The organism is uncultured Desulfovibrio sp. (genome assembly GCF_944324525.1).
GTDB lineage: Bacteria > Desulfobacterota > Desulfovibrionia > Desulfovibrionales > Desulfovibrionaceae > Desulfovibrio.
Genome location: NZ_CALUWS010000005.1, coordinates 16,533 through 42,528, shown reverse-complemented (window position 1 = coordinate 42,528; position 25,996 = coordinate 16,533). Strand labels below are relative to the sequence as shown.

General features: G+C 66.2%; 24 protein-coding genes. 15 read left to right on the top strand and 9 right to left on the bottom strand.

All coding sequences use genetic code 11. The features are described 5' to 3' along the window. Positions 1 to 70: 70 nt before the first annotated feature. The 4 genes from acs to Q0K12_RS02500 all read right to left on the bottom strand — a co-directional run bounded on the left by acs (position 71) and on the right by Q0K12_RS02500 (position 4,082). Entirely contained in the window at positions 71 to 2,146 is a 2,076-nt protein-coding gene (gene acs, locus Q0K12_RS02515) for an acetate--CoA ligase (RefSeq protein WP_297260099.1), read from the bottom strand. Between the two features lie 452 nt (positions 2,147 to 2,598). Further along, positions 2,599 to 3,255, bottom strand: a complete 657-nt coding sequence (locus tag Q0K12_RS02510) for a Maf family nucleotide pyrophosphatase (protein WP_297260098.1) — start codon at positions 3,253 to 3,255, stop codon at positions 2,599 to 2,601. 11 nt (positions 3,256 to 3,266) lie between these two features. Further along, positions 3,267 to 3,824: a phosphodiesterase gene (gene yfcE / locus Q0K12_RS02505; RefSeq protein ID WP_297260097.1), complete on the bottom strand. Its 558-nt coding sequence runs from the start codon at positions 3,822 to 3,824 to the stop codon at positions 3,267 to 3,269. A gap of 54 nt (positions 3,825 to 3,878) precedes the next feature. Then, positions 3,879 to 4,082, bottom strand: a complete 204-nt coding sequence (locus Q0K12_RS02500; protein ID WP_297260095.1) for a Trm112 family protein — start codon at positions 4,080 to 4,082, stop codon at positions 3,879 to 3,881. Positions 4,083 to 4,211: 129 nt separating this feature from the next. On the opposite strand from Q0K12_RS02500, the gene Q0K12_RS02495 reads away from it, so the two are divergent. Further along, positions 4,212 to 5,072, top strand: coding sequence for a PHP domain-containing protein (locus Q0K12_RS02495; RefSeq protein WP_297260093.1), 861 nt, complete (start codon positions 4,212 to 4,214; stop codon positions 5,070 to 5,072). A gap of 380 nt (positions 5,073 to 5,452) precedes the next feature. Here the strand turns inward: Q0K12_RS02495 and Q0K12_RS02490 are convergent, their stop codons facing one another. Beyond that, entirely contained in the window at positions 5,453 to 6,352 is a 900-nt protein-coding gene (locus Q0K12_RS02490) for a DMT family transporter (RefSeq protein WP_297260091.1), read from the bottom strand. Positions 6,353 to 6,463: 111 nt separating this feature from the next. On the opposite strand from Q0K12_RS02490, the gene Q0K12_RS02485 reads away from it, so the two are divergent. Continuing rightward, positions 6,464 to 9,295 carry a response regulator gene (locus tag Q0K12_RS02485; protein ID WP_297260090.1) on the top strand — a complete coding sequence of 944 codons (2,832 nt, stop codon included), beginning with the start codon at positions 6,464 to 6,466 and terminating at the stop codon, positions 9,293 to 9,295. A 439-nt stretch (positions 9,296 to 9,734) separates the two neighbouring features. Here Q0K12_RS02485 and Q0K12_RS02480 read toward each other — a convergent pair whose 3' ends face one another. From Q0K12_RS02480 to Q0K12_RS02470, 3 genes are all read right to left on the bottom strand, one after another. Continuing rightward, a complete protein-coding gene (locus Q0K12_RS02480) occupies positions 9,735 to 10,289 on the bottom strand; it encodes a hypothetical protein (protein WP_297260088.1) in 555 nt (184 codons plus the stop codon). 108 nt (positions 10,290 to 10,397) lie between these two features. After that, positions 10,398 to 10,874 carry a DinB family protein gene (locus Q0K12_RS02475; RefSeq protein WP_297260086.1) on the bottom strand — a complete coding sequence of 159 codons (477 nt, stop codon included), beginning with the start codon at positions 10,872 to 10,874 and terminating at the stop codon, positions 10,398 to 10,400. 12 nt (positions 10,875 to 10,886) lie between these two features. Beyond that, on the bottom strand, positions 10,887 to 11,396 hold the full coding sequence (locus Q0K12_RS02470) for a peptidylprolyl isomerase (protein WP_297260084.1): 510 nt from the start codon (positions 11,394 to 11,396) through the stop codon (positions 10,887 to 10,889). A gap of 201 nt (positions 11,397 to 11,597) precedes the next feature. Here Q0K12_RS02470 and mutY point away from each other — a divergent pair, with 201 nt between their 5' ends. The 3 genes from mutY to Q0K12_RS02455 all read left to right on the top strand — a co-directional run bounded on the left by mutY (position 11,598) and on the right by Q0K12_RS02455 (position 15,335). Then, positions 11,598 to 12,707, top strand: a complete 1,110-nt coding sequence (gene mutY / locus Q0K12_RS02465; RefSeq protein ID WP_297260180.1) for an A/G-specific adenine glycosylase — start codon at positions 11,598 to 11,600, stop codon at positions 12,705 to 12,707. Between the two features lie 193 nt (positions 12,708 to 12,900). Then, a complete protein-coding gene (locus tag Q0K12_RS02460; protein WP_297260082.1) occupies positions 12,901 to 13,638 on the top strand; it encodes a response regulator transcription factor in 738 nt (245 codons plus the stop codon). After that, positions 13,635 to 15,335, top strand: a complete 1,701-nt coding sequence (locus tag Q0K12_RS02455) for an ATP-binding protein (protein ID WP_297260080.1) — start codon at positions 13,635 to 13,637, stop codon at positions 15,333 to 15,335. The genes Q0K12_RS02460 and Q0K12_RS02455 overlap by 4 nt, the downstream gene beginning before the upstream one ends. Positions 15,336 to 15,367: 32 nt before the next feature. On the opposite strand, the gene Q0K12_RS02450 is transcribed toward Q0K12_RS02455, so the two are convergent. Continuing rightward, on the bottom strand, positions 15,368 to 16,012 hold the full coding sequence (locus Q0K12_RS02450) for a LysE family transporter (protein WP_297260078.1): 645 nt from the start codon (positions 16,010 to 16,012) through the stop codon (positions 15,368 to 15,370). A 146-nt stretch (positions 16,013 to 16,158) separates the two neighbouring features. Between Q0K12_RS02450 and Q0K12_RS02445 the strand changes: the two genes are divergently transcribed. The 10 genes from Q0K12_RS02445 (at position 16,159) to atpA (ending at position 25,986) form a co-directional block, all read left to right on the top strand. After that, a complete protein-coding gene (locus Q0K12_RS02445; RefSeq protein ID WP_297260076.1) occupies positions 16,159 to 16,869 on the top strand; it encodes an SDR family oxidoreductase in 711 nt (236 codons plus the stop codon). Further along, positions 16,866 to 17,891 (top strand): DUF1848 domain-containing protein, encoded by a 1,026-nt coding sequence (locus Q0K12_RS02440; protein WP_297260075.1) that lies wholly within the window; start codon positions 16,866 to 16,868, stop codon positions 17,889 to 17,891. The genes Q0K12_RS02445 and Q0K12_RS02440 overlap by 4 nt, the downstream gene beginning before the upstream one ends. Before the next feature lie 70 nt (positions 17,892 to 17,961). After that, positions 17,962 to 19,098: a tRNA guanosine(34) transglycosylase Tgt gene (tgt, locus tag Q0K12_RS02435; protein WP_297260073.1), complete on the top strand. Its 1,137-nt coding sequence runs from the start codon at positions 17,962 to 17,964 to the stop codon at positions 19,096 to 19,098. Positions 19,099 to 19,276: 178 nt separating this feature from the next. After that, complete coding sequence (alr, locus tag Q0K12_RS02430) at positions 19,277 to 20,410, top strand: alanine racemase (RefSeq protein ID WP_297260071.1); 1,134 nt, start codon at positions 19,277 to 19,279, stop codon at positions 20,408 to 20,410. A 415-nt stretch (positions 20,411 to 20,825) separates the two neighbouring features. Next, positions 20,826 to 21,398, top strand: a complete 573-nt coding sequence (locus Q0K12_RS02425) for a shikimate kinase (protein WP_297260069.1) — start codon at positions 20,826 to 20,828, stop codon at positions 21,396 to 21,398. Beyond that, a complete protein-coding gene (locus tag Q0K12_RS02420; protein ID WP_297260067.1) occupies positions 21,395 to 22,456 on the top strand; it encodes a glycosyltransferase in 1,062 nt (353 codons plus the stop codon). Before Q0K12_RS02425 ends, Q0K12_RS02420 begins: the two co-directional genes overlap by 4 nt. Positions 22,457 to 22,627: 171 nt before the next feature. Further along, positions 22,628 to 23,047: an ATP synthase F0 subunit B gene (locus Q0K12_RS02415; RefSeq protein ID WP_297260065.1), complete on the top strand. Its 420-nt coding sequence runs from the start codon at positions 22,628 to 22,630 to the stop codon at positions 23,045 to 23,047. Between the two features lie 297 nt (positions 23,048 to 23,344). Then, on the top strand, positions 23,345 to 23,926 hold the full coding sequence (locus tag Q0K12_RS02410) for an ATP synthase F0 subunit B (RefSeq protein ID WP_297260063.1): 582 nt from the start codon (positions 23,345 to 23,347) through the stop codon (positions 23,924 to 23,926). After that, the gene (gene atpH, locus Q0K12_RS02405; RefSeq protein ID WP_297260062.1) at positions 23,923 to 24,474 is read left to right on the top strand and encodes an ATP synthase F1 subunit delta; all 552 of its coding nucleotides are present in this window, start codon (positions 23,923 to 23,925) and stop codon (positions 24,472 to 24,474) included. Before Q0K12_RS02410 ends, atpH begins: the two co-directional genes overlap by 4 nt. A gap of 3 nt (positions 24,475 to 24,477) precedes the next feature. Continuing rightward, positions 24,478 to 25,986: a F0F1 ATP synthase subunit alpha gene (gene atpA / locus Q0K12_RS02400; protein ID WP_297260060.1), complete on the top strand. Its 1,509-nt coding sequence runs from the start codon at positions 24,478 to 24,480 to the stop codon at positions 25,984 to 25,986. Positions 25,987 to 25,996 lie beyond the last annotated feature (10 nt).

The window sequence follows — 25,996 nt, the reverse complement described above, 5'->3', positions numbered from 1 at the left end:
CTGCGGGAAAGCGGCTGGCGTCACTGGCCCATCGTCACCGCTGCGCGCCGGGCATGCCCGGGAGGCGGCGTCAGCTTGCTTTCTTGCCGGACTCGTCCTGCGGCGCGGCGCCCTTGTCCTCGGGAGCCGGCACGGAGGACGCCGTTTCGTGCTGCCCGAGCAGCAGGTTCTGATGCCCGGTGATGATGGCGTCCAGCACTTCGGGATGGGCCAGCGAGGTGGTATCGCCCAGATCATCATAGACGTTGCCCGCGATCTTGCGCAGCATGCGGCGGATGATCTTGCCGGAGCAGGTCTTGGGCATGGCCTCCACGAACTGGATATATTCAGGCGAGGCCAGCGCGCCGATATCCCGGCGGACGGTATCCCGCAGTTTCTTGCGTACGTCGTCGCTCCACGGCACTTCGTCCCGCACCACCACATAGGCATAGATGGCTTCGCCCTTGAGGGCGTGCGGCATGGGCACCACGGCGGCTTCCGCCACATCGGGGCTGGCCGCGAGCACGGCTTCGATCTCGGCCGTGGACAGCCGGTGACCGGACACGTTGATGGAGTCGTCGATACGGCCCAGGATCCAGAAATAGCCGTCGTCGTCGATCTCCGCGCCGTCGCCGGAGTCAAAGCAGCCGAAGCGGCTGAAATAGCTCTGGTACTTCTCCTCGTCGTTGAAGACGCCCAGCATCATGCCGGGCCACGGCTTGCGGATGACCAGATGTCCCGAGCGGCGGCCTTCGGTCAGATCGTCGCCGTCCCGCCCGGTCGAGCCCATGACCGTGGCGTCGATGCCGGGCAGGGGGAAGGTGGCCGAACCGGGCTTGAGCTTGGTGGCGTAGGGCAGCGGGCTGATCATGGCGCCGCCGGTCTCCGTCTGCCACCAGGTATCCACGATGGGCAGCTCCCCGCCGCCGATGTTCTTGTGGTACCACTGCCAGGCTTCGGGATTGATGGGCTCCCCGACCGACCCCAGCACGCGCAGCGTGCGCAGGTCATAGCGTTCCGGCCAGGCTTCGCCCATGCGCATGAGCGAGCGGATGACCGTGGGAGCGGTATAGAGGATATTCACGCGGAATTTTTCCACGATGCGCCAGTAGCGGTCGGGCTTGGGCCAGTTGGGCACGCCCTCGAACATCATGGTCGTCGCGCCCAGGGCCAACGGGCCGTACACGCCGTAAGTGTGGCCGGTGATCCAGCCCATGTCGGCGGTGCACCAGTACACGTCGTCGTCACGCATGTCGAAGATCCACTGCGTGGTGTGCGCCGCATAGGTCAGATACCCGCCCGTGGAGTGCATGATGCCCGTGGGCTTGCCGGTGCTGCCGCTGGTGTGCAGGAGGAAGAGCGGATCGTTGGCGTCCATGGTCTCGCAGGGGAAGTCCACGTCCAGCGTGAAGTCCTCGATGAGGTCATGCCACCAGATGTCCCGGTTGGGCATCATCTTCACGTCCTGCAGCCCGGCATGGCCGACCACCACCACATGAGCCACCGAGGGGCACTTTTCCAGAATGGGGTCAAGATTGCTCTTGAGCGGCTTGACGCTGCCCGCGCGAATGACGCCGTCGGCCGTGATGACCACCTTGGCCTTGGCGCCCTGGATGCGGCTGCGCACCCCGCCCTCGGCATAGCCGGAAAAGATGGCCGTATGCACCGCGCCGATGCGCGCGCAAGCCAGCATGGCGATGACCAGTTCGGGAATCATGGGCATGTACAGGGCCACGCGGTCGCCCTTGCGCACCCGCAGAGAACTCAGGGCATGGGCCACCCGGCAGACTTCCGTGTACAGCATCTGGTAGGTGAAGCAGCGCACGTCCATTTCTTTTTCACCCTGCCAGATGAGCGCGGCCTTGTTGCGGCGGCCGGAATAGATATGGCGGTCGATGCAGTTGAAGGACGCATTGAGCTTGGCATTGGTGAACCATCTGTACTTGTGCTTTTCCTCGTCCGCATCAAGCACTTTGTCCCATCGCTTGTACCAGTGGATGAGCTGCGAGGCGCGCGCCCCCCAGAAGTCGTTGGGATCTTCAAGCGCTCTCCGGCAAATGGCCTCAGCTTCATCCTGGCCGCAAATCCATGCGCTTGACTTGCCGTGCTCCGGCGGAAGATAGCTACGGCTTTCGGTCAACAGCGTGGTGATGCGTTCTTGAGACATGGCCTTGATACTCCCTGCATGGTTAAGAGTGAAAGACACGGGCACTCGCCGATGATATGGGCCTAGGAGTATTTTTCGGGAGCGTCAAGAGGCCGAAATTGTTTGTGCTTCCAATCATGGTTGCGCCTTTTGGCACAAGCGCTTTTTTTCCCCTCTCCTCTTACGACGGATAAAGGCCTGCACGGCACAGGCATCAAGAACTTTTTTTCACAAGATTCCGCAAAAAAATTTTTTGGAATGCCGCTGCAATGCCATCGCCAACCCTATGAAAATATTAACTGTTTATACAAACAATCCCTATTCTTCCCATCCGGCGGCTGACTGTTCGCGCAAGCAGCCTGTTCCTGTACGGCACAACGTCCGTCCGCCTGCCATCCGCCAGACGCCGGAGACAAAAAAAGGACCGCGACAACGGCCCTCCTTCATTGACGGTATGGCGCTCCGGCCCCCGGTCAGATCGCAGCTTCCCGCCGTACCGGCACCAGCCAGCCGCGCCGCAGCATCTCCTGCGCCAGACGGCTCACCGGCAGCCCGACCACGGTGCTCCAGGAGCCGGTCACACGTTCCACCAGCACAGCGCCCTGCCCCTGGATGGCATAGGCCCCGGCCTTGTCGTCCGGCTCGCCGGTGGCGGCGTAGGCCGCCAGTACGGCATCCGGCCAGGGCGCAAAGCCAACGCGGCTCACGTCATGGAACAGGATCTCCTCCCCCTGCGGCCCCAGCAGGCAGACGGCGCTGATCACCTCGTGCGTCTGACCGGCAAGGCGGCGCAGCATGGACAACGCGTGCTCCCGACTGGCGGGCTTGCCGAGGATATCCCCGTCCAGCGCCACGATGGTGTCCGCCGCCAGCAGCACGCGCGGGCCCGCCGTCCGGCCGTCCGCCGCCGCGGCGGCCAGCGCCTTGGCCCGGGCCGCCCGCCGGGCATAATCCGCCGGGACCTCGCCCGCTGCGGGCCGGGGCTCTTCGTCCCTGCCCGTCACGATCCGATAGGTCAACCCCCACTCGTCCAGGAACTGCCGCCGCCGGGGCGAATGCGAGGCCAGCACCAGATCCCAGCCGGCAGGCAGGGCGAACAGCGGGGGCCACTTCGTTACGGAAGCCGTCATGCCGCGCCCGCTCAATCGTTCTGCCGCGGCCAATGGCGCAGCACTTCCCGCCCCTGCATGTCCAGCACGCGGAAACAGCCGTCTTCATACACGGCATAACTGCGGGGCGAGCCGCCCTTGGGCAGGCTGAGCGAACCGGGATTCCAGAAATGGTAGCCGTCCCGCGTCTCGCCGCGCGGGATATGCGTATGTCCCCGCAAAAAGACCGTCCCCTGCGGGAAGCGGGCGGGCATGGGCGGCACGTCAGGCAACAGATGCCCGTGGGAGGCGAAAACGCGCAGGTTGTCCACCGACAGCCAGGCATTTTCCGCCGTGGCGAAGGGCAGCAGGTTCATGTCCACCTCGCCGTCGCAATTGCCGCGCACCGCCAGCAGCGGACACGTCACGGCGGCGAAGGTACCCAGCACGCCGAGGGTATCGTAGCCCGACGGCAGCGGATTGCGCGGCCCGTGATACACAAGGTCGCCCAACAGCACGAGCAAATCCGGCTGCAGGGCCTCGGCACGCTCCCGCAGGAAATTCAGGCTTTCCAGCGAACCGTGCAGATCGGAAGCAATGAGAAGACGCATGGCACCTCCTGAAAAAGGGTCGGTCACGCCTGCGGATGCGGCGTGCGGGCACGGTCAGGCTGCGGGATGCTCGACCCGCCAGCGCTCCAGCGGCACGGCCTCTTCCAGCAGCATGACGGGGATGCCGTCCCGGACGGGATAGACCACCGCGCAGGCGGCACAAAAAAAACCCGCCGGTTCGTCCGGCCGGCCTTCCGCCGTCAGCTCGCCATGACAGCGCGGACAGGCCAGTATCTGCAAAAGTTCCTCGGTCTGCATGCGTAAGAGAACCTCCCGAAACAGGAATATCGAGGCAGAACATAGCCCCATACCGCCCGCACTTCAAGGGGCGGCGCCTCTTGCCATTTATCGGCAAAACGGATGAAATGCGTCGAAAAGGATCCCGACATGAAATTCATCGATCTTCACACCCACAGTCAGGCCTCGGACGGCACGGACAGTCCCGCGGAACTGGTCGCCGCCGCCGCGGCCGCCGGGCTGGCCGCCGTAGCCCTGACGGACCACGACACCATCTCCGGCCTCGACGAAGCCGAGGACGCTGCCCGACAGCACGACATCGAATTCATACGCGGTTGCGAGCTCTCCACCCGCACGGAACACGGGGAAATGCACATCCTCGGTCTCTGGCTCCCCCGCGAGGCCGGCGCGCTGGAAGCCCGGCTGGCCGACGTGCGCCACAAGCGCGACAACCGTAACGCGCTCATCCTGGAAAAGCTCGCCGCGCTCGGCATCCACATCAGCATGGATGAACTCCTGCACGAAGCGCAGGGGGAAAGCGTCGGCCGGCCCCATATCGCCGCCCTGCTCGTCAAAAAAGGGGCGGTGCCGGATATGGAGACCGCCTTCCGGGAATATCTGGGCAGCGGCGGCCGGGCCTATCTGCCCAAGGAAGTGCTGGAGCCGGAAGAAGCCGTGCGCCTCATGGCCGGGCTGGGGGCCACGGTCAGTCTGGCCCATCCCTGCCTCAAGCCGTTACCGCCGGACTGGCTGGAAGCCTTCGTCCTGCGCCTGAAGGACTGCGGCCTGACCGCCATCGAAGCCTATCACAGCGAGCATTCGGATGCCGACATCCGCACCTGCGTGGATCTGGCCCGCCGTCTGGGCCTGGGCCTGAGCGGCGGCAGCGACTATCACGGACGCAACAAGCCCCGCATCCGTCTTGGCGCGGGGTACGGCGGCCTGCGCGTCCCCCTGGACATCCTGGAGGATCTCAAGGCCCGCCGCCGCGAACAGGGACTTCCCTGCTAGGGCCTGTTGACACGATTCTCTGCTTATTTTGGAGGGCAGGGGAGCGGCCGCCTTGCGGTCGCTCCCTTCTCCCCAAGCCCCCCATCCCTTCCCCAGCGCGCTTTTACCAAAGGAAGATGCGGAGAACGAGACGACCCACCCCCAAAGGCAAGCGGAGCGTGTCCAGCCTACTTGCCGTATCTACCGGAGTTGTTTAAAAAATTCATATTGGCAGCCCCAACGGGAAAAGCCTGCTTTGCCGTGGGCAAAATGATGCGCCCCGCCCCTGGAGGGCCTTCATCACGACCGCCGGGGGATTTCTCCCTTTTCCGGCACGCCCTGCTGTGGACGGCTGCCACGCTGCGGGCAGGCCGCCGGGGCTTGCTGCCGGCCGACGGACGTCAGCTCCTGCGCCATTGACTGAGCAGCACGCCGGCGATGATCAACGCCGAGGCCGCGTACTGGGCAGGCAAAAAGACCTCCCGCAGCAGCCAGACGCCGAGCAGCAGCGTCAGCACCGGGATCAGATTGGTGTAGGCGGCGGCCTGCGCGGCCGAAAGACGGTGCACGCCCACATTGTAAAGGCCGTAGCCCCCCAGCGAGACCACACAGCCCAGATAGGGCACCGCGGCCCAGGCGGCCCAGGACGGCAGGTCGATATCGAGCTGCACCGGCGTCACTTCCAGCGGCACGAGCACATGCAGCGCCCCGAAGAAGACAAGCCCCACCAGCGACTGCACGGCCGTGATCTGCAAGGGGGAATAGCAGGAGGAAAGGTGGCGGGCCGTCACCGTATAGACGGAACCGCAAAAGATGGCCAGCCCTTCAAGGATGTTGCCCAGCAGGGGATTGGGGGCGCTCGTCTGGGGCGCGGCCGCCAGCGTCAGCCAGATCACCCCGCCCACGGCCAGGCCGAAGCCGCACCAGCCCTGCAGGCCCACGCGCTCACGCAGGGCGAACCAGGCCAGCAGACCCACGAAGAGCGGCATGAGGGCAATGACCATGCCCGCCTGCGAGGCCGTGGTGAAGCGCAGGGCGTTTGTCTCCAACAGGAAGTAGCATCCCGGCTCGCACAATCCCATGAACAGGAGCCAGCGCCATTTCCCGTAGCGGCGAAGCGCCTTCCAGAGATGCGGCCAGAGCGGAACCAGCACCAGCGTGGCCACGGCCATGCGCCCCAGCATGAGACTGTGAGGGTCAAGAGCGGTCAGGGCGATGCGCATGGCCAGATAGGATGTGCTCCAGAAGCACATGGCCAGCAGCAGGGCAAGATGCGGCCAGATTCGTTGCAGAAGCGGCATGACGGACGGAAGGGGCGGAAGGGTTGACGAAAATGGGCCTGCAGGGGGACGGATGATTTTCGCCGGAGCCTATGCTACATTGCCGCTGACTTCAAGTATGGTGTACGCCCCATGACGATCCGCGCTCTCACCCGCAGCTGGAACATCCTCCTTCTGACGGTAACGACCCTTTTCTGCGCCTCCATCTTCATCCTTGGCATGGACCTCTACAACAGGGGCAGCCGTCTTGACGAGGTGGGTCAGGCCTACGACATCTCCAGCCACATCGAATACCGCGCACGCACCAAGTATGCGCTGGCGCGGGAGTTTGGCCGTACGGGCAACCGAACCATGCTGGCCATGCTGGAAGAGATCCGGCTCCAGGATCAGGGCGCGCTGCCCCGCCGCGAGGACCCCACGCAGGATCTGCCGCAGCTGCCGTCCACGGTGGAAAAACTCCCCCTTGCCCCCACGCCGCGTACGCTGCTGACCAGCACCGTCACGCTGTACAAGGAATTTTCCGACCAGATAGGCGAAGCCGCCCGGCAGGCGGCGGGCGATATGCCGACCCATGCGCGTCCGCATGTCATGCCCGAAGATTCCCGGCAGGCCATGCAGGACTTCCTGGCGGCGCGCAACATGCGGCGGCAGTTCGAGATCATCATCGATCAGTGCCGGGATTTCCGCCACCTGCTGCGCCGCAACATCACCCTGCACGCCGATGAGCTGCGTCACAGCCTCAAAATGCTGGCCTGGGCCTGCACTGGGGCCCTTGCCCTTATCGGCATCCTGATCTTCACGTTCATGCGCCTGCGGGAACGCCGCTTCATCAATCCCCTGCGCGAGATGCACCAGTATGTGCTGGCCTCCCGCCGGGGAGAAAAGGCGCCCCGCCCTCTTCCGGCCCACAGGGATGAGCTTTCCGACATCTTTCGGGCCCTCTGCGGCCTGCAGGACGACCTCGAGGCCCGCATCCGCGCGCTGGACATGGCGGACAAGCAGTCACGCGAGAACTGCCGGCAGGCGGAGCTCGCCCGCAGCGAGGCCGAGGAGGCCACCCGCCTTTCCCGGCAGGCCCTGGCCGCACGAGAGGATCTGCTGCGGCGCATGAGCCACGAGCTGCGCACGCCCATCAACGAACTTCTGGGCATGAGCTTCCTCCTGCTCAAGACGCCGCTCCAGCCCCGGCAGCAGAGCTATGTACGGCAGATCCAGCAGTCCGGCGGCCGCCTGACCGCCATGATCGACCGCATCCTCGAATTCTCCAGCCTGGCCGACGACAGGCAGCGCCCGGACGAGCAGCCGGCAAAACTCGTGGAACTGCTGGAGCGGACCATCCGTCCGTTCGCCGCCGTGGCCCGGCAGCGCCATCTTGGCCTGGCGCTGGACGCGACCCCCGAGCTGCCCGTCCAGGTACTGACCGATGCCCTGCGCCTGCGCCGGGTGCTGGAAAGCCTGCTGGACAACGCCCTGCGCTACAGCCAGCGGGGGACCGTCGTCCTGTCCGCCCGCCTCCTGCCGGCCTCGGCGGATGCCTCCCCGCCTGACCACGCTCTGGTGGAGTTCGCCGTCACGGACAACGGCCCCGGCTTCAGCGAGCCGGCACGCAAGCACATCTTCGAGCCGCTGACCTCGGGCGACAGTTCCCTTACCCGCACTGAGACCGGCATCGGCATGGGCCTTGCCCTGGCGCATCAGCTGGTACGCCTGCTGGGCGGACAGCTCGAGCTGGAAACCCAGCCCGGAGGGAGCTGCCTCCATTTCAGCCTTTCCTTCCCCGTTCTGGAAAAGGCCGCGCCCCATCCGGCCTTCTGCCGCCTCCTGGTCCGTGAGCATCAGTCGCAGGATCCTGCCGAGATGCTTGATGAAGAGCCCGCCGCGGCCTCTCGCAAGTCCTGCCCCCATATCCTTGTGGTGGACGACAACGAGATCAACCGCGAGATCCTGCAGGAACTCATCACCCAGATGGGCTGCCGGGTCAGCCTTGCCGCCAATGGCGAGGAGGCCATCCAGCAGACCGAAGCGCAGCAGCCGGACCTGATCATCACGGACATGCAGATGCCCGTGATGGACGGCATGGAGACCACCCGCCGCATCCGCGGCAACGGACATTCGCCGCAAAGCCTGCCCATCATCGCCCTGAGCGCGCACACGGATTCCGGCTCGCACATCGCCGGGCTGGCCGCCGGCATGAACGACTACCTGACCAAACCGGTCGACCCCGCAAAATTGAGGGAAACGCTGGAAAAATGGCTGCCCTGCGGCCTGCCTTCCACAGCGGAGACGCCCAGCGACTCGCATGAGACGGACGGCAGCGAAAACGACGCCCCCTCCGGCGGCGAAAGCCTGCCCCTGCTCAGTCCCTCGGATGGCCTTGCCGCCGTGGCCGGCAACGAACGCCTTTACCGTTCCCTGCTGCAGCGCTTCGCCCACCGCTATGCCGACTGCACGGTACAAATCCGCAGCCTGCTGCAGGATAACCGGCTGGAGGAGCTGCTCCAGCTCATCCATGCCATGCGGGGCGTCGCCACCAATCTGGGGCTTGCCCGCTTTGCCGACCACGCCACGGCCATGGAGAATACCCTGCTGCGGCAGGCCCCCGAAGCGGAAAAGACGCACCATTTCCTGCAGGCGCTGGACGAGAGCCGTCAGGCCATCCTTGCGTACTGCGGCGGCGAGGAACCCCTGCAGGAACAGGGCTGCGCGCCGGTCCCGCCCTGTGTCCGCTCCGCCGCGGCGGCCACCCTGACCGGCCTTCCCGATATCATGGAAAAGGACTGGGGCACGGCGGAAACGCTCGCCTCCCAGCTGCTGGAGCGGGCCCGAGGCACCTGCCTGGCGAAACAGCTGGCCCAGCTGCTCCAGGCCGTCAACGAATTCGATTTGAACGGCGTCCGCCGCTGCTGCGACACCATACGCGCGTCCCTTGGCGAAGCCTCCCGCGCTCTGCCGCCTGGCCGCTGAGCTCCGGCGGGCCCCAAACCGTCCGCATGGCGGGAGATCTCCCGTTTCGCGCCTGGGCGCGCTACTGGGGGCAGGTAAAAGACATTGCCTTTGAAAAAGACAGCGTGCGAGGCGGCGGCCAGCGCCGCCCGGCCGAAAACAAGCGGAAAAGCCGCATTTTTTCGCGACGCGACAGGTCATCTGGTGGGAAAGGCAAAGCGTTTCAGCCCGAAAACGCTTTCGTGGATCGGATTTGTAGGGAAATTGTGTCCAATTCCCCTGCTGAGGCTGCCCTCACCTTACGAAAAAAGCGTGGTTTTTCCGTGTGTTTGGTTGCGGGTAGACGCTCTCGCGACTACCAGAGCGATCCGCATTTTCTATGGGGAATTGCTCCAGGAAAAACCAAAAACGGGGCCGCCGTTTCCGGCAGCCCCGTTCCTGTCCGTGATGCACGGGAGACTCACTTGCTGTTCTTGAGCGTCTCCTGCATGACGTCGATCATGCGGGCGTCGGGCTTCTTCTTGCAGGCGGCAAGAAAGGCGTCCAGCGTCTTCTGGCTGTCCAGAACGGACTTTTCGGTCACGTTGTAATGTCGGTTGTAGCCGTCCAACCAGATGACGAAGCCGCTGCCGTCGTCAGGATTGTCGTTGTACTGGCGGCAGGTGGCCGTATCGGCCTTCCAGTGCTCGTCCAGCGGATCGGAAAGCTCCAGCTTCATTTCCTGCCAGACATCGGCCGCCACGGCCGTGGGATCCCGCTGGCACACGGAGTAGGTCCGGGCCATGAGGCTCATGACCATGCGCGGGTCCGCCACGGTCTTGCCGATGTTGGAACTCACAAAGCCGTCGATCTGCAGGCTCTGGAAGAGCGGAGGCGCGGACTGCGTGGAAGCAAGCGCCACATATTCCGCGCAGATATAGGTGGTCGGATCGATTTTCTCGTCCTCGGCCCGCACGGCGGCGGGCAGGAACAGCCCCACCAGCGAAAGGACGAAGCCGGCAAGATAGGTCTTCATAGTTTTCTCCGGGAGCGCGCTTGACCGGGAAGGCCGGGCGCGCGGCAGCCCTGACGCATCAGGCCCGCAGCTCGCCCCTCCTCCCGAAACACGTCGCCTTCACGTTCTCTAAAATACGCCGGGCAGGCCCTGATCGCGCAGGGCCGCATCGCACGAGCCCAGATGGTACTGCGTATGCGAAGCCAGCATGACCAGCACCCACATGGCGCTGACCTCAAAGCCCAGGGCCGCGCTCAGGCGCGCATCCTTCACGGGCAGCGCGGCATCGTCCAGCGCCGCCAGCCAGGCGTCCACCCGGGCCTTCACCGCCGCCATATAGGCGCGCAGGCCGTTCTTGTCCACGCTTTCCGTCCCCTGCACGGTGAGCATGAGCACGTCCTGCGGGGCCGGAGCGGGCAGCAGCGACTGCTCCCCGCAGGTAAAGAAATCCAGCACCGTCACCGCGTGCAGCACCTGCTGCCACACCGGCCAGCCGCCGTGCTTCTCTTCCCAGATGCTGTCCGGGCAGGCATCCACATAGGCTTCCAGCAGGCTCCAGGCATGGGCAAAGGGCACTGCCGCCGCCGTCGTCAACGTTCGGGACATGATGCGATCGTCCTATTCGAAGCGGCTTGCGCCGGTAATGAGCACCATATCGGTGGGCACGGCCTCGTGCACGCCCACGGCCTTGGTCTTGACCTTGGCGATCTTGTCCACGGCGTCCATGCCGTCCACCACCTTGCCGAACACGCAGTACCCCCAGCCGTCCAGCGTGGGTTCGCTGTGATCAAGAAACTCGTTGTCCACGAGGTTGATGAAGAACTGGGCCGTGGCGCTGTGCGGCTCGCGGGTACGGGCCATGGCGATGGTGCCGCGGTCGTTCTTCAGGCCGTTGTCGGCCTCGTTCTTGACCGGCTCGCGGGTGGGCTTTTCGTCCATACGGGCGCCGAGGCCGCCGCCCTGGATCATGAAGCCGGGGATGACGCGATGGAAAATGGTATTGTTGTAAAAACCGTCATCCACATACTGCAGGAAGTTGGCGACGGTTTCAGGGGCCTTGTCGGGAAAGAGTTCGATGAGGATGTCGCCGGAGGTTGTCTCCAGCAGCACCGTGGGATTCTCGGACATGGGATCTCCTTACGATGGATGTGCCCGCGGCGCAGACGGCCGTCGAGTCCGGGAAGTATATGCCAAGCGACGCCTGATGACAATGCGCCTGCCGGGGTGTAGGCTGGGTCCATGAGCAAAAAAACTTCTCAAATGCCCCTGCCCGTCACCGGCGCCGTGCCGCCGCCGGGCCACCTTGCCCCCCTGGAGCATCTGCCGCAGATGCGGGAAGCCCTGTTGCGCTGGTTCGCCGCCCACGGACGCGACCTGCCCTGGCGCAGGACCTACACGCCCTACGAGGTCTGGATCTCGGAGATCATGCTCCAGCAGACGCAGATGGATAGGGGCGTCAGCTATTTCCAGCGCTGGATGGAGCGCTTCCCCACGCCGGAAGCCCTGGCGGCCGCCTCGGAGGAGGAGGTCCTCCATGCCTGGGAGGGGCTGGGCTACTATTCCCGGGCCCGCAACCTGCTGGCGGCGGCCCGCCGCATCCGCGACGTGCACGGCGGGCGCTTCCCCCGGAAGCGGGAGGATATCGCCGCCCTGCCCGGCGTGGGGCCGTACACCACGGCCGCCATCGCCAGCATCGCCTTCGAGCAGCCCGTGGCCTGCGTGGACGCCAATGTGGAACGGGTCATCGCCCGGGTCTTCGACGTGGATGCGCCGGTCAAGGAAAAAGAGGCCGCCGCCCGCATCGCCGCCCTGGCGCAGCAGCTGTTGCCGCCCGCACAGGCCCGGGCGCACAACCAGGCCATGATGGAACTTGGCGCGCTCGTCTGCGGGCGCAAGCCCCGTTGCGAAGCCTGCCCGCTGGCCGACTTCTGCCTGTCCCGCCATCTGGGCATCGTGCACGAGCGCCCCGTGCCCGGCCGCAAGGCCGATACGGTGCTGCTGGATGTGGTGACGGGCGTGCTGCGGCATGAGGGGCGCATCTTCGTGCAGAAACGTTGCGACCGCGGGGCCTGGGGCGGGCTCTGGGAATTCCCGGGCGGCCGGGTGGAACCCGGAGAGGAACCCCGGCAGGCCGTAGTGCGCGAACATCATGAGGAAACGGGCTTCGCCGTGCGGGTGACGGACGATCACGGCATCATCCGGCACGGCTACACCACCTACCGCGTGACCCTGCACTGCTTCAGCGTCGCACTGACGGCGGGCGCGTGGGCAACGGATGCCGAGGGACTGCCCGTCCCGCCCGTGCTGACCGCCGCCAGCGCCTACCGTTGGGCAAGCCCGCAGGAACTGCAGACCCTGGCCATGCCCGCCGCTCACCGCAAGCTGGCGGACCGGCTCTTTGCGGCTGCCGCCGCGCCGGAGCAGGCGCGCCTCGTCTGACGGTCCTCAGGACGCGGGCCCGCTTGCCGCCAGCCCTGTCTTGAGCTATCATGTGACAAAAGGAACAGCCCTGTGCCCCGCCACATCTCTCTCGGGATGCGGTCTGCCGGCAAGCGCCGCATGATCCCGCATGCGGGCCGCATGAGGCGACGGGCGTACCGTACCGCACCCCGCAAGCCACCTGGAGCCACGCATGGAAACGGCAAAACGCATCTATCTTCTCGACGATGACGTGGAAATCTGCGAACTGTTGCAGGAGTATCTTTCCGATAACGGCTTCCAGGTACGCACGGCTCATAATGCGGCGGGCTTCTTCACGCTCTGGAATGACGGCCCGGCGGACCTCGTGGTGCTGGACATCATGCTTCCGGGCGATGACGGTTTCGCCGTCCTGCGCCGCCTGCGGGAGCTTTCCCGCGTGCCGACCATCTTCCTCTCCGCGCTGGACGGAAGCACGGACCGCATCGTCGGGCTGGAGCTGGGAGCGGACGATTACCTCGGCAAACCCTTCGAGCCGCGCGAGCTGCTGGCCCGCATCCGCACGGTGCTGCGCCGCAGCGGCGAAAGCGAGCCTCCCGCCCCGCAGGGCGGCATCCTGCGCTTTGCCTCCTGGCGGCTGGACACCACCGCCCGTCACCTGCTGACGGCCGATGACGTCATCATGCCGTTGAGCGGCGCGGAGTACCGGCTGCTGACCATCTTCCTCCAGCATCCCCGGCAGGTGCTCAGTCGGGACACCCTGCTGGAACAGACGCAGGGCCGCAACGCCCAACCCTATGACCGCAGCATCGACGTGCTTATCAGCCGCCTGCGCAACCGCCTGCAGGACGACGGCCGTTACGGCACGCTCATCAAGACCGTGCGCGGCGAAGGCTACGTGCTGGCCACGGACGTCACCCGCGAAGAGGCCGGCCCGCAGGACCGGGCATGAATACGCCGCCCGCCGCTGCGAAAGGCCGCGCGCCGCTGCGCGCCTTCTTTGCCCGCATCGGCCTGCAGACCCGGCTCTGGTTCCTGCTGGGGCTGACCTTCCTGCTGCTGCACAGCCTGACGGCCCTGCTGGCCCACCGCCTGGACGACGAGCAGGCCGCGCGCATGGTGCTGGCCGACCATGCCTCCAGCCTCACCCTCTGCCTGCTCATGCTCGACCCCCTGCATGAGGGCGGCGCGCCCCTGCCGGAGCTCATCCTCCGCCTGCGCCGTCTGGATGCCGTCAATGCCCGCATCCTGCGGCCTTCCTCGCAGCCCGTCCAGTATCGCGACGCGGCCTCCCTCTTCCTGCGGCAACGCATCAGCAACAGCCTCAAAGGCTTCGTCTCTCCCCTTCCGCCCGAGGATTCCACGGACGATCTCTCGCCGGAACCGAGCGCGACCGAACTGCTGCCGTGGAGCAAGGACATGGTCTCCCGACATCCAGGCGAGAGCCAGCCCTCCCGCCCGGACAGCGCCGCGCCGCCGCACTTCCCGCCCAGCGAATCCTTCTGGGCGGACGAAGGCTCCCAGCTCACGGACCTGAAGGAAGTGGCGCCCTATACCGCCGTGCCGCCGTGGGTCTTCGTGACCCGCGTCACCCGGCAAGGCCCCACAGGCCTGGCGCGCCTGCTCATGCTGCCCGGCACCAATCAGGCGGACGTCTACATCAGCCGCCTCTTTGTCCGGCTGGACAACGACACCTGGCTGGATATCCACCGCATCAGCCGTCTCGCGCCGTCGTGGCCCCTCATGCTGGCGCTGCTGGGGCTGGAGGCGCTGGGCATGCTGATCCTGACCGTTTTCGTGGTGCACCGGCTCATCGCGCCCCTGCGCCAGCTCATGCAGGCCAGCGACACGCTGGGGCAGGACCGCCATACGCCCCCCCTGCCGGAAAGCGGCCCGCCGGAGGTGGCCGAAGCGGCCCGCGCCTTCAACCGCATGAGCCGCCGCATCAAGGCCGCGCTGGAACAGCATCAGCGCATGCTGGCCGCCGTGGCCCACGATCTGCGCACGCCGCTGACCCGGCTGCGCCTGCGGGTGGAACAGGTTCCCGACGATCTCCTGCGCCGCAAGCTGGAGGCCGACGTCAACACCCTTTCGGCCATCATGCGCAGCAGCGAAGAACTGGGACACGCCCAGATGCCGCGGGAAAACCTGCACCGGACGGATCTCTCGGCCTTTCTGGACAGCCTGGTCACCGACCGTCTGGCCTCTCTCCTCTCCGGCGAGGAACACGCCACGGCTCCGGCAAGCGCCGCTGCGGAAGAACGCCTGCGCTTCCTGGCCGAAACGGACGGCAAAAGCTGCATCCTGCCCATCCGCGGCCATGCCCTGCGCCGCTGTCTGGACAATCTTGTGGACAATGCCCTGCGCTATGCCGTTCATATCGTGGTGCGCCTGCACCGCTGCCCCGCAAGCGGCGCCTGGATCGTGGATGTGGAGGACGACGGCCCCGGCATCCCGCCCGAAAAGCGCGAACAGGTCTTCGAACCCTTTTTCCGGCTGGACCCGGCCCGTGGCCGGCATGAGGGCGGCAGCGGGCTCGGCCTGTCCATCGCGCGCAGTATGGCGCGGCAGAACAATGCCGATCTGCACCTGCTGGAGCGCCCCGGCGGCGGTCTCATCGCCCGGCTGACCTTCGGGGCCGGGGACTAGAGTAAGCGGAGCCGTGTACGGCTTATTTGCCGCTACAGGGCGGACAGCGCCAGCCGCAGGCCGAAACAAAGGAAGAAGACGCCGGTACAGCGGTAGAGCCAGAGCTGTACGCGCGGACGCAGGAAAAGCGCGCGCACCGTCTGCAGCAAGTTGGCCAGCGTGACGAACCAGAGCAGGACGAGCAGGCCGAGGATGCCGCCCAGCACCAGGAATTGCGGGGCCAGCGGCGCATCCGGCTGCATGAACTGCGGCAGGAAAGTCAAAAAGTAGACGATGGCCTTGGGGTTGAGCACATTGGTCAAAAATCCCTGCAGGAAACTCCGACGCAGGGACATGCCGGACGTTGCGGCCAGGGTCCCCTCCCCGCAGCGCAAGACCGCCTGCGCCGCCGTGGAGGCGCCGCGCAACGACTGGAAGCCCATCCAGCAGAGGAACGCCCCGCCGCCGTATTCCAACAGGCTGAACAGCAGGCGGGAATGGGCGATGGCCGCGGATATGCCGAGCATGGCCAGCGCCGTGTGCAGACCGATGCCCAGGGCCACGCCGCAGGCGGCCAGCGTGCCCGCCACCCGCCCCTGGGAAAGCGACACGCGCGTCACCAGCGCGAAGTCCGGTCCCGGCATGATGACCATGAGGGCGGACATGGGCACATAGAGCAGCAGATTCTCCCAGAGCACGGCAGTTTCCTCCTTGCCTTTCCTTGCGGGGCGGGCCGGCACGACGTATTTTCCGTCTTGTGGCAGAAGGCAGGGGGCGATGCAAGGCCCTTTGCCCGAGGCGGCCCGTGAGGCCTGTCAACATCATCATATCCGGGAGATATCCCATGCCCACAGCCATCATCACCGGCGGCGCACGCGGCATCGGCCGCTGTCTCTGCGAAGGCTTTGCCGCGCAGGGCTACGACGTGCTGGCCTGCGACATGGACGACGCCCGCTTTTCCCATCCCCGCATCCTGCCCGTACGCATGGATCTGCGGGAGGAGGCATCCATACAGGCGGCCTTTGCCCTGGCCCGGCAACGCTTCGGCCCGCTGCACCTGCTCATCAACAACGGCGCGGTCAGCCATTTCTGCAAGCCGCTGCCGGACCTTGCCGCCGAGGAATGGGACAACGTGCTGGATACCAACCTGCGCGGCGCGTTCCTTTGCTGCCGGGCCTTCCAGACGGCCAATGCGGGCGCGGGCTATGGCCGCATCATCAATATCGCCTCCACGCGCGGCCCGCAGAACGAGGCCCACTGGGACGCCTACGGCGCGTCCAAGGGCGGCATCACGGCGCTCACGGTCTCGCTCTGCGTCTCCCTGCGCGGCAGCGGGATCACGGTCAACGCCATCAGCCCCGGCTGGATCGAGACCGGCGATTACGCCGCCCTGCGCCCGGAAGACCATGCCCAACACCCCTCCGGGCGTGTGGGGCGGCCGGACGACATCCTGCGCGCCGCCCTCTTCCTTGCCGCCCCGGACAATGATTTCGTCAACGGCATCAACCTCGTGGTGGACGGCGGCATGACCCGCCGCATGATCTATCTGGAATGAACGCCGCCCCCGCCGCACGCCGCCTCTCCACCGCCGAAGGGGACGTCCCGGCCGTCAGCCCGCTCATCGTTTCCGCCAGCCGGGCCACGGACATCCCCGCCTTTCACGGCGCGTGGTTCATGGAGCGGCTGCGGGCGGGCCACTGTTTGCGGCGCAATCCCTGCAACAGCCGGCAAGTCAGCGCCATCGCCCTGGATTCAGCGCGCGTCTTCGTTTTCTGGAGCAAAAATCCCCGGCCCTTCCTGCCGCATCTGCCGGAGATCGCCGGGCGCGGCCATGCCTTCTACTTCCAGTTCACCCTCAACGACTACGCCGCCGAAGGACTGGAACCGCATGTGCCGCCGCTGGCCCAGCGGCTTGACACCTTTTGCCGTCTGGCGGACAGCATCGGGCCGGAGCGCGTCGTCTGGCGTTTCGATCCCCTCATCCTGGGCGGCGGCCTCAGCGTGCCGCGCCTGCTGGACCGCATCGACGCGCTGGGCCGCAGGCTTGCCCCGTACACCGAGAAACTGGTCTTCAGTTTCCTGGACATGTACCGCAAGACGGCAAATGCCCTGCGGCGGCATGATCCCTCGTTGCGTGCCCCCACTCCCGACGAACAGCGGGAACTGGCCGCGGGCCTCCGCCGGCTGGCGGACGGCTGGCCGCGACGTCCGCAACTGGCAAGCTGCGCCGAGACCATCGACCTGCGCGCTCTGGGCATCGCGCACAATGCCTGCGTGGACGGTGAACTCGTCCGGCGGCTTTGCCCCCGGGATACAGAGATACAGCGCCTGTGCGGGCCGCCTCCCGCGCCGGTACAAGGCTCGCTCCTGCCCCTGGCGGACGCGAGCGCCAGACAAGACGCCGCTCCGCCGCGCGACGGCTCCCAGCGCACGGCCTGCCGCTGCCTGCCCAGCCGGGACATCGGGGCGTATTCCACCTGCCTGCACGGCTGCCTCTACTGCTACGCCAATCAATCCGAGGCCGTGGTGCGGGAACGGCTGGCCCACCTTGCGCCGGGCCGCGAACTGCTTGCCTGAGAAAGGCCCTTCGCGCCCGCCGTCCGCCGCCCCCCTTGCGTCCCGGCCCGCCTGCGGCTACCCTGCCGCCATGAAGACATCCACCTATACCCTGCTGCATACCGACGGCGCGGCCCGGGCGGGCATCGTCCACACCGCGCACGGGGACATCCCCACGCCCATCTTCATGCCCGTGGGCACCGTCGGCTCGGTGAAGGCCGTGGCCCCCGACGATCTGGCCGCCATGAACGCGCCCATCATCCTGGGCAATACCTATCACCTCTATCTGCGCCCCGGCCACAAGCTGGTGGAACGCCACGGCGGCCTGCACGGTTTCGCCTCCTGGCCCGGCGCCATCCTCACCGACAGCGGCGGCTTCCAGATCTTCAGCCTGAACTCCCTGCGCAAGCTGCGGGAAGAAGGCGCGGAGTTCCGCTCCCATCTGGACGGCTCCAGGCATCTGTTCACGCCGGAAAACGTGGTGGACATCCAACGCAGCCTCAACTCGGACATCATGATGGTGCTGGACGAATGCGTCCCCCACGGCGCGGATTACGCCTATACCGACAAATCCACGGCCCTCACCACCCGCTGGGCCCTGCGCGCCCGGCAACACTATCCGGCGGGCACGGCGCACAATCTGCTCTTCGCCATCACGCAGGGCGGTTTCTTCAAGGACCTGCGCCGCCGTTCCATCGAGGAGCTCTGCGCCCACGACTTTGATGGTTTTGCCGTCGGCGGCCTCTCCGTGGGCGAGCCCAAGCCCGTCATGTACGATTTCATGTACGACATCGCGCCGCAGCTGCCCGCCGACAAGCCCCGTTATCTCATGGGCGTGGGCACCCCGCTGGACATCGCCAACGGCATAGCGGCCGGCATCGACATGTTCGACTGCGTGCTGCCCACCCGCAACGCCCGTAACGGCACGTTGTACACCTCGCAGGGCAAGATCAACATCAAGCGCAAGGAATACGCCGAGGACGACGGCCCCCTGGACCCGCAATGCGGCTGCTACACCTGCCGCACCTTCTCGCGGGCCTATCTGCGCCATCTCTACGTCAGCAAGGAGCTGCTCTCCTTCCGTCTCAACTCCCTGCACAACCTGACGTACTTCCTCGACCTCGTACGCAATGCCCGGCAGGCCATCCTGGAAAACCGCTACGCGGACTTCCTGGCCGGCGTGGCCGCCATCTATCCCGAAGAGGCCGCCCAGGCCGCGGGGATGTAGCCTCGGACGCCCGGGGGAGCCGCGCACGGCTCCTCCGCCGTCCTCCCTCGCCGCCCCCGGGGACGCCGCACGGCATGTCTAGACTTTTTCTTGTCTATCCGGCCGCATGTTGCTATGACAGGGACTCGCCTTGCCGCATCACGGCGGGCCTTTTCCCGTTCCGGCTGGAGCCACGCGCATGACCTGCATCTTTACCCCGTCCGCCTGTCATATCGACCTGCCCGCCCTGCAGCGCAACTTTGCCCGCCTCGGCGCGCCGGAGACCATCCTGCCGGTCATCAAGTCCGACGCCTACGGACACGGCCTGCTGCCGGTGGCACGGGCGCTGGACCGCGCCGGTGCGCGCCAGTTCGCCGTCGGCACCGTCAGCGAGGGCATCTCCCTGCGAGACGAAGGCTATCGCCAGCGCGTGGTGACGCTCATGGGCGCGCTCTGCCCCAACGAGTGGACGCAGGCCGCCGATGCGCACCTTACGCCGGTGGTGGCCTGTTTCGAGGACCTGCAGAACGCGGCCGAAGGCCTGAACGGACGCGGCGACACCCTGGACATCGCCCTCAAGCTGGACACCGGCATGGGGCGGCTGGGCTTCGACGCTGCGGACATCCCCGCCCTGCTCAACGCCCTTGACCGCATGCCGCAGGTAACACCGGTCATGGCCCTTTCGCACATGCCCAGCGCGGACATGCCCGAAGACGAAACCTTTTCGCTGGAGCAGATAGAGCGATTCCGCACGCTGTGCGAGCCCCTGCGGCAGCGCTGGCCCGCTCTGGCGCGCTCGCTGGCCAATACGGCGGGTACGCTCGGCCTGCCGCAGGCCCGTTTCGAGCTTTGCCGCCCCGGACTGGCCCTCTACGGCGGCAATCCCTTTGCGGGCGGCCCCTGGGAAGAGCGCGGCGCGGGCCTCGAATGGGTCATGAGCCTCAGCGCCCCGGTCATGCAGGTACGTCAACTGCGGGCCGGACAAAGCCTTTCCTACGGGCGCACCTTCACCGCCCCCCATGACATGACCATCGCCGTCATCGCCTGCGGCTACGCCACGGCCTACCCGCGCGCCCTGTCCAACAAGGCCGCCGTCCTCCTGCACGGCCGCCGCGCGCCCGTGGTGGGCCGCGTCTGCATGAGCATGATGATGGCCGACGTGAGCCACCTGCCCGACGTCAGCCGGGGAGATACCGCCTGGCTCATGGGCGGCGAGGCCGCCCCGGGCGAACGCCCCGTCACCGTCTGCGAACTGGCCCGGCTGGCCGACGTGCTGCCCTATGAGCTCCTTTGCCTCATGGGTGAAGTGAACCCCCGGCAGTATATCGTTTAGACTTGCTGGAGTTGTTCTGCACATGTTTTTTGGGGGGAAGGGGAACCCCTCCGCCGGCGCGGGAGGGGTTCCCCTTCCCCCCAAGCCCCCCATCCCTTCCCCAGCGCGCTTTTACCTGAAAGAATACGGGGCGTTCAGTATGAAGCGTACGTTGACAGGTCCTGGACAAGAAAATCTTACGGGCATCGACAGCAGAGCGCGACCGAAAGGCGGCCCGCAGGGCCGTGCCTGTTAGGCGACGCAGGAGCCTTACAGGCATCGACAGCAGAGCGCGACTGAAAGGCGGCCCGCAGGGCCGTGCCTGTTAGGCGACGCAGGAGCCTTACAGGCATCGACAGCAGAGCGGGAGGGGTTCCCCTTCCCCCCAGAAAATGGACAGCCGAGCGCCCCATTTCCCGGCGTTCAGGAGGCGTTTATGCTTATCTATCTGACCGGGCCGCGAGCCTGCGGCAAGACGAGTCTTGGCCGGTCGCTGGCCGCGGCCCTCGGCCTGCCCTTCGTGGATACGGATCACTACTTGCGGGAGCGCAGCGGCGAAGAGGTTGCCGCCATCGTGGCCCGTGAAGGCTGGGAAGGCTTCCGCCGCCGGGAAAGCGCCATCCTGCGCGAAGTGGCCGCCGAGCTGGAAAACGGCCCCGCAACGGCGGAGACGGCCGCTCAGGATGCTCCGTCAGCCTGGCGCGGCGTGGTGGCCACGGGCGGCGGCATGGTGCTGGCCGAAGAGAACCGCCGCTTCATGCGCGAGACGGGCCGCGTCTTCTTTCTGGACGTGCCGGTGGCGGAACTGGTCCGACGTCTGAGCCGCAACCCGCTGGAGGCGCAACGCCCCTCGCTGACGGGGAAGAGCCTGACCGAGGAAGTGGCCGACGTGCTGGCGCAGCGGCTCCCCTTGTATGAAGAGGCCCACCACCGCCTCGATGCCGCCCGCCCGCTTCGGGACGTCCGCGCGCAGGCCCTGGCTCTGCTTTCCGGGAATGCCGGCGCATGAGGGACGCTCCGTCCATTTCGGTCATCGTCCCGGTCTGGAACGCGGCTGCCGATGGCGGTGACCGCCTGCGGACGGCCTTTGCCAGCCTTTTTGCCCAGAGCGGCACGCCGCAGGCCCCCCTGCCCACGCTGGAGATCCTTGCCGTGGATGACGGCTCCGACGACGCCACGCCCACCATCCTGCGCGAGCTGGCCCGTGAAGACGAACGCCTGCGCATCGTCCGCATCCCGCACGGCGGCATAGCCCGGGCGCTCAATGCCGGGCTGGACGCGGCGCGGGGCGAGCTCATCGCCCGTATGGACGCCGATGATGTGGCCCATCCGCAGCGTCTTGCCCGGCAGGCGGCCCATCTTCGGCGACAGCCGGAGCTGGACGTCAGCGCAAGCCGCGTGCGCTTTGGCGGCGATCCGCGCACGGCGTACGGCTTCGCCTGCTATGTGGCCTGGCAGAACAGCTTGTGCAGCCATGAAGAGATGGCCCGCGACCGCTTCCGGGACACGCCGGTCTGCCATCCTTCCGCCATGTTCCGCCGCACCGCCGTCCAACGCTTCGGCGGCTATGCCGACGGCGACTTTGCCGAGGACTGGGAGCTGTGGCTGCGCTGGTTCCATGCCGGGGCCCGCATGGAGAAACTGCCGGAGGAACTGCTCGTCTGGAACGACCCGCCCGGCAGGCTGACCCGCACCGACGCCCGCTATGCCGATGCCGCCAACGATGCCTTGCGCGCCCGCTGGCTGGCCCGTCACCTGCACCGTACTGGCCGGGAGCGGGTATGGGTGCTGGGCGCGGGCCGGGTGGCGCGCCGCCGTCTTGCGCCGCTCTGGGCCGAAGGCATCGAGCCCGCTGCCTTCATCGACATCGATCCGCACAAGATCGGCCAGCGGGTACCCCTGTCGCCGGGCGACCCCCGTCGGGTACCCGTCCTTTCCCGTCAGGCGCTGCCGCCGCCGGGCACGGGCCTGCTGCTCAATGCCCTGACGGCCCACGGCGCGGCCGAAGAGGCCGCCGCCTGGCTTGCGGACGCGGGCTATGCCCGGGAAGACTGGCTGCTGGTCTGAACAGACGCTTTTTTGCATGCAACGGCGCGAAAAGGCGGCATTCCGGCCCGGCCGACCTGTCGGCGGGCCGCAAAGGCTTTGACAGAAGCCCCGCCATGCCGTATTGTAGTCGAGCCGATATTTCCTGCCTTCAGGGGCATTCCCCGGCAATCATCCACGAGGAGAAGCCATATGCTGGATCTCAATATCACTCTGCTCTTCCAGTTGGCGAACTTTCTGATCGCCCTCTTCGTCCTGAATATCCTGCTCATCCGCCCCATACGGCGCATCATCCGTCAGCGCAAGGACGTCATGGACGGCATGCGCGGCGAAGCCGAATCCTTCGAGGGCGAAGCCGCCAAACGGCTGGACAACTACGAGGCGGCCCTCGTGCAGGCGCGGCGTGATGCCGCCCGCCTCTGTGACGAAGGCCGCAGCGCGGGTGCGGCGGAACAGCAGGTCATTGTGGGCGATGCCCAGAAGAAGGCCCAGGAGATCCTGGCCCAGACCCGTCGGGAACTGGAAGCCGAAGCCCAGCAGACCCTTGCCGCCCTGCGCGGTCAGGTGGCCACCCTCTCCGCCCTGACGGCGGAAAAGGTGCTGCGGGGCTAGAGCGTTTTGTCTTTTTTGCAGGCACGACGCGAGGCGGCGGCACAACGCCGCCCGGCCAGGCGTGAGCGGAAAAACCGCGTTTTCGCCGCGAAACGACAGGCCGCATGGTTTGGAACGCCAAACGTTGCAAACTGAAGATGCAAGGCGGCTGCACAGTCCGCCCGGCCGAAAGTGAGCGGCAAGACCGCGTTCTTTCCGCGAAACCACAGGCCGTATGGTTTGAAACGCAAAGCGTTGCAAACTGAAGATGCTTTAGGATACGCAACCGGCAACGGCAAGGGGGTAATCACCTTGAAAATGTGGAAACATGCAGGCCGCAGGGTCGCGCGGCAGACGGTGCTCGTCACGGCGCTCACCCTGCTCATGACCGCCGCGGCTCTGGCGGCGGAAGAACATGCCGCGCCCCGCTGGGGAGATTTCGGCTGGCGTGTCCTCAACTTCGTCCTGTTTGCGGGCATCCTCTGGTATTTCGTGGGCGGTCTGGCCCGCAAATACTTCAGCGGACGCCGCCGGCAGATCCAGGAAGGGCTCGACGATCTGGAGCAGCGCCGCAGCGACGCCAAAAAGCGTCTGGCTGAAGTGGAACAGCGCATCGCTCATCTGGAAGCCGAACGCAAGGCCATCCTCGAGGAAAGCGCCGCCCAGGCCGAACGCCTGAAGGCGGGCATCCTGGACGAGGCCCGGCGTCAGGCCGACCAGATCCTCGAGCAGGCCCGCCGCACGGCGGAGAACGAAGGCCGCACCATCCTTGCGGAAGTGCGCGCCGCCGTGGCCGACGAGATCGTGGACGCCGCCCAGAAGGCCCTTGTGGAAAAGCTGGATGCCCAGGGACATGAAGCGCTCATTGCCAAATCGCTCAACAAGGTGGTGCTGCAATGACAGAATCCATGATCGCACGCCGGTACGCGGCCGCGCTCTTTGCCCTCGGCCGTGAGCAGGGGGAAGAGGCGCTTGGCCGCTACAATGCCGACCTGCAGGCCCTGCGCGAGCAGACGCAGGCGGTCCCGGCCCTGGCGGCGGTGCTGAAAAGCCCGATCATCGCCACGGCCGAAAAGAAGGCCGTCCTTTCCGCCGTGCTGAAAAAAATGAAGATCGACCAGACGGTCCGCAACTTCTGTCTGTTGCTGGCCGACAAGGAACGCCTGGCCTGCCTGGGCGATATTGTGCGCTGCTACGGCACGCTGCTGGACGAGGCGAGGGGAATTCTCCGCGGCAGGCTCACCACCGCCGTGGAACTTACCGAAGAAAAGCAGGTCGCTCTCAAGGCCGAGCTGGAACAGAAGGCCGGGACATCCATCGAACTGGGCTTTGACGTGGATCCCGACATTCTCGGCGGCATCGTCCTCAAGGTGGGCGACAAGGTGCTGGACGCCAGTCTGCGCGCTCAACTGGCAATCCTTCGGGAGACATTCAAGAGGGGTGAATAGCAGATGCAGATCAAAGCCGAAGAAATCAGCAAGATCATCGAAAGTCAGATCAAAAACTACGAGCAGCGCGTAGAAATGAGCGAGACCGGCACCGTGCTCTACGTCGGTGACGGCATCGCCCGTGTCTATGGCGTGCAGAACGCCATGTCCATGGAACTGCTGGAATTCCCCGGCGGCGTCATGGGGATGGTGCTCAACCTGGAAGAGGACAACGTGGGTGTGGCTCTTCTCGGCTCGGACGTGGGCATCAAGGAAGGCGACCCGGTCAAGCGCACCGGCAAGATCTTCTCCGTGCCCGTGGGGGACAAGGTCATGGGCCGCGTGCTCGACCCGCTGGGTCAGCCGCTGGACGGCCTGGGCCCGATCGAGGCCACGGAAGTTCGCCCCGTGGAAATCAAGGCCCCCGGCATCATCGCCCGCAAGAGCGTGCATGAGCCCATGCCCACCGGCCTGAAGGCCATCGACGCCATGACGCCCATCGGCCGCGGTCAGCGCGAGCTGATCATCGGCGACCGTCAGACCGGCAAGACCGCCGTGTGCATCGATGCCATCCTCGCCCAGAAGGATACGGACATCCACTGCTTCTATGTGGCCATCGGTCAGAAAAAGTCCTCCGTGGCCCTGGTGGCCGACACCCTGCGCCGTCATGGCGCCATGGAATACACCACCATCATCTCCGCCACGGCTTCCGACCCCGCGCCGCTGCAGTACATCGCCGCCTACACCGGCTGCACCATGGCCGAGCACTACCGCGACAACGGCAAGCACGCGCTCATCATCTACGACGACCTTTCCAAGCAGGCCGTGGCCTATCGCCAGATGTCCCTGCTGCTCCGTCGTCCTCCGGGACGTGAAGCCTTCCCCGGCGACGTCTTCTACCTGCACTCCCGTCTGCTGGAACGTGCGGCCAAGGTCAACGACGATCTGGGCGCGGGCTCGCTGACCGCCCTGCCCATCATCGAGACCCAGGCGGGCGACGTGTCGGCCTACATCCCGACCAACGTGATCTCCATCACGGACGGCCAGGTGTATCTGGAGCCCAACCTGTTCAACGCCGGCGTGCGCCCGGCCATCAACGTGGGCCTTTCCGTGTCCCGCGTGGGCGGCGCTGCCCAGATCAAGGCCATGAAACAGGTTGCCGGGACCATGCGCCTCGACCTTGCCCAGTACCGCGAACTGGCGGCCTTCGCCCAGTTCGGTTCCGATCTGGACAAGGCGACCAAGGCCAAGCTGGACCGTGGCGCGCGGCTGGTGGAACTGCTCAAGCAGCCCCAGTATCAGCCCATGCCCGCCCATGAGCAGGTAGCCTCCATCTACGCCGCCACGCGCGGCCACATGGACGACGTGCCCGTGGAGCGCATCCGGGAATTCGAAAGCAAGATGCTGGCCTTCATGCGCGACTCCAAGAAGGACGCTCTGGAAGCCATCAAGGAAAAGAAGGTCATTGACGAAGCCGTGGAAAAGAGCCTGACCGAGGCCATTGCCGCGTTCAAGAAGACGTGGCAGGCGTAACGCCGGGAGG

What these genes read in the sequence shown, in the direction of transcription:
- acs (WP_297260099.1), bottom strand. Translation starts at nt 2,146, where the DNA reads ATGTCTCAAGAACGCATCACCACGCTGTTGACCGAAAGCCGTAGCTAT.
- Q0K12_RS02510 (WP_297260098.1), bottom strand. Translation starts at nt 3,255, where the DNA reads ATGACGGCTTCCGTAACGAAGTGGCCCCCGCTGTTCGCCCTGCCTGCC.
- yfcE (WP_297260097.1), bottom strand. Translation starts at nt 3,824, where the DNA reads ATGCGTCTTCTCATTGCTTCCGATCTGCACGGTTCGCTGGAAAGCCTG.
- Q0K12_RS02500 (WP_297260095.1), bottom strand. Translation starts at nt 4,082, where the DNA reads ATGCAGACCGAGGAACTTTTGCAGATACTGGCCTGTCCGCGCTGTCAT.
- Q0K12_RS02495 (WP_297260093.1), top strand. Translation starts at nt 4,212, where the DNA reads ATGAAATTCATCGATCTTCACACCCACAGTCAGGCCTCGGACGGCACG.
- Q0K12_RS02490 (WP_297260091.1), bottom strand. Translation starts at nt 6,352, where the DNA reads ATGCCGCTTCTGCAACGAATCTGGCCGCATCTTGCCCTGCTGCTGGCC.
- Q0K12_RS02485 (WP_297260090.1), top strand. Translation starts at nt 6,464, where the DNA reads ATGACGATCCGCGCTCTCACCCGCAGCTGGAACATCCTCCTTCTGACG.
- Q0K12_RS02480 (WP_297260088.1), bottom strand. Translation starts at nt 10,289, where the DNA reads ATGAAGACCTATCTTGCCGGCTTCGTCCTTTCGCTGGTGGGGCTGTTC.
- Q0K12_RS02475 (WP_297260086.1), bottom strand. Translation starts at nt 10,874, where the DNA reads ATGTCCCGAACGTTGACGACGGCGGCGGCAGTGCCCTTTGCCCATGCC.
- Q0K12_RS02470 (WP_297260084.1), bottom strand. Translation starts at nt 11,396, where the DNA reads ATGTCCGAGAATCCCACGGTGCTGCTGGAGACAACCTCCGGCGACATC.
- mutY (WP_297260180.1), top strand. Translation starts at nt 11,598, where the DNA reads ATGCGGGAAGCCCTGTTGCGCTGGTTCGCCGCCCACGGACGCGACCTG.
- Q0K12_RS02460 (WP_297260082.1), top strand. Translation starts at nt 12,901, where the DNA reads ATGGAAACGGCAAAACGCATCTATCTTCTCGACGATGACGTGGAAATC.
- Q0K12_RS02455 (WP_297260080.1), top strand. Translation starts at nt 13,635, where the DNA reads ATGAATACGCCGCCCGCCGCTGCGAAAGGCCGCGCGCCGCTGCGCGCC.
- Q0K12_RS02445 (WP_297260076.1), top strand. Translation starts at nt 16,159, where the DNA reads ATGCCCACAGCCATCATCACCGGCGGCGCACGCGGCATCGGCCGCTGT.
- Q0K12_RS02440 (WP_297260075.1), top strand. Translation starts at nt 16,866, where the DNA reads ATGAACGCCGCCCCCGCCGCACGCCGCCTCTCCACCGCCGAAGGGGAC.
- tgt (WP_297260073.1), top strand. Translation starts at nt 17,962, where the DNA reads ATGAAGACATCCACCTATACCCTGCTGCATACCGACGGCGCGGCCCGG.
- alr (WP_297260071.1), top strand. Translation starts at nt 19,277, where the DNA reads ATGACCTGCATCTTTACCCCGTCCGCCTGTCATATCGACCTGCCCGCC.
- Q0K12_RS02425 (WP_297260069.1), top strand. Translation starts at nt 20,826, where the DNA reads ATGCTTATCTATCTGACCGGGCCGCGAGCCTGCGGCAAGACGAGTCTT.
- Q0K12_RS02420 (WP_297260067.1), top strand. Translation starts at nt 21,395, where the DNA reads ATGAGGGACGCTCCGTCCATTTCGGTCATCGTCCCGGTCTGGAACGCG.
- Q0K12_RS02415 (WP_297260065.1), top strand. Translation starts at nt 22,628, where the DNA reads ATGCTGGATCTCAATATCACTCTGCTCTTCCAGTTGGCGAACTTTCTG.
- Q0K12_RS02410 (WP_297260063.1), top strand. Translation starts at nt 23,345, where the DNA reads ATGTGGAAACATGCAGGCCGCAGGGTCGCGCGGCAGACGGTGCTCGTC.
- atpH (WP_297260062.1), top strand. Translation starts at nt 23,923, where the DNA reads ATGACAGAATCCATGATCGCACGCCGGTACGCGGCCGCGCTCTTTGCC.
- atpA (WP_297260060.1), top strand. Translation starts at nt 24,478, where the DNA reads ATGCAGATCAAAGCCGAAGAAATCAGCAAGATCATCGAAAGTCAGATC.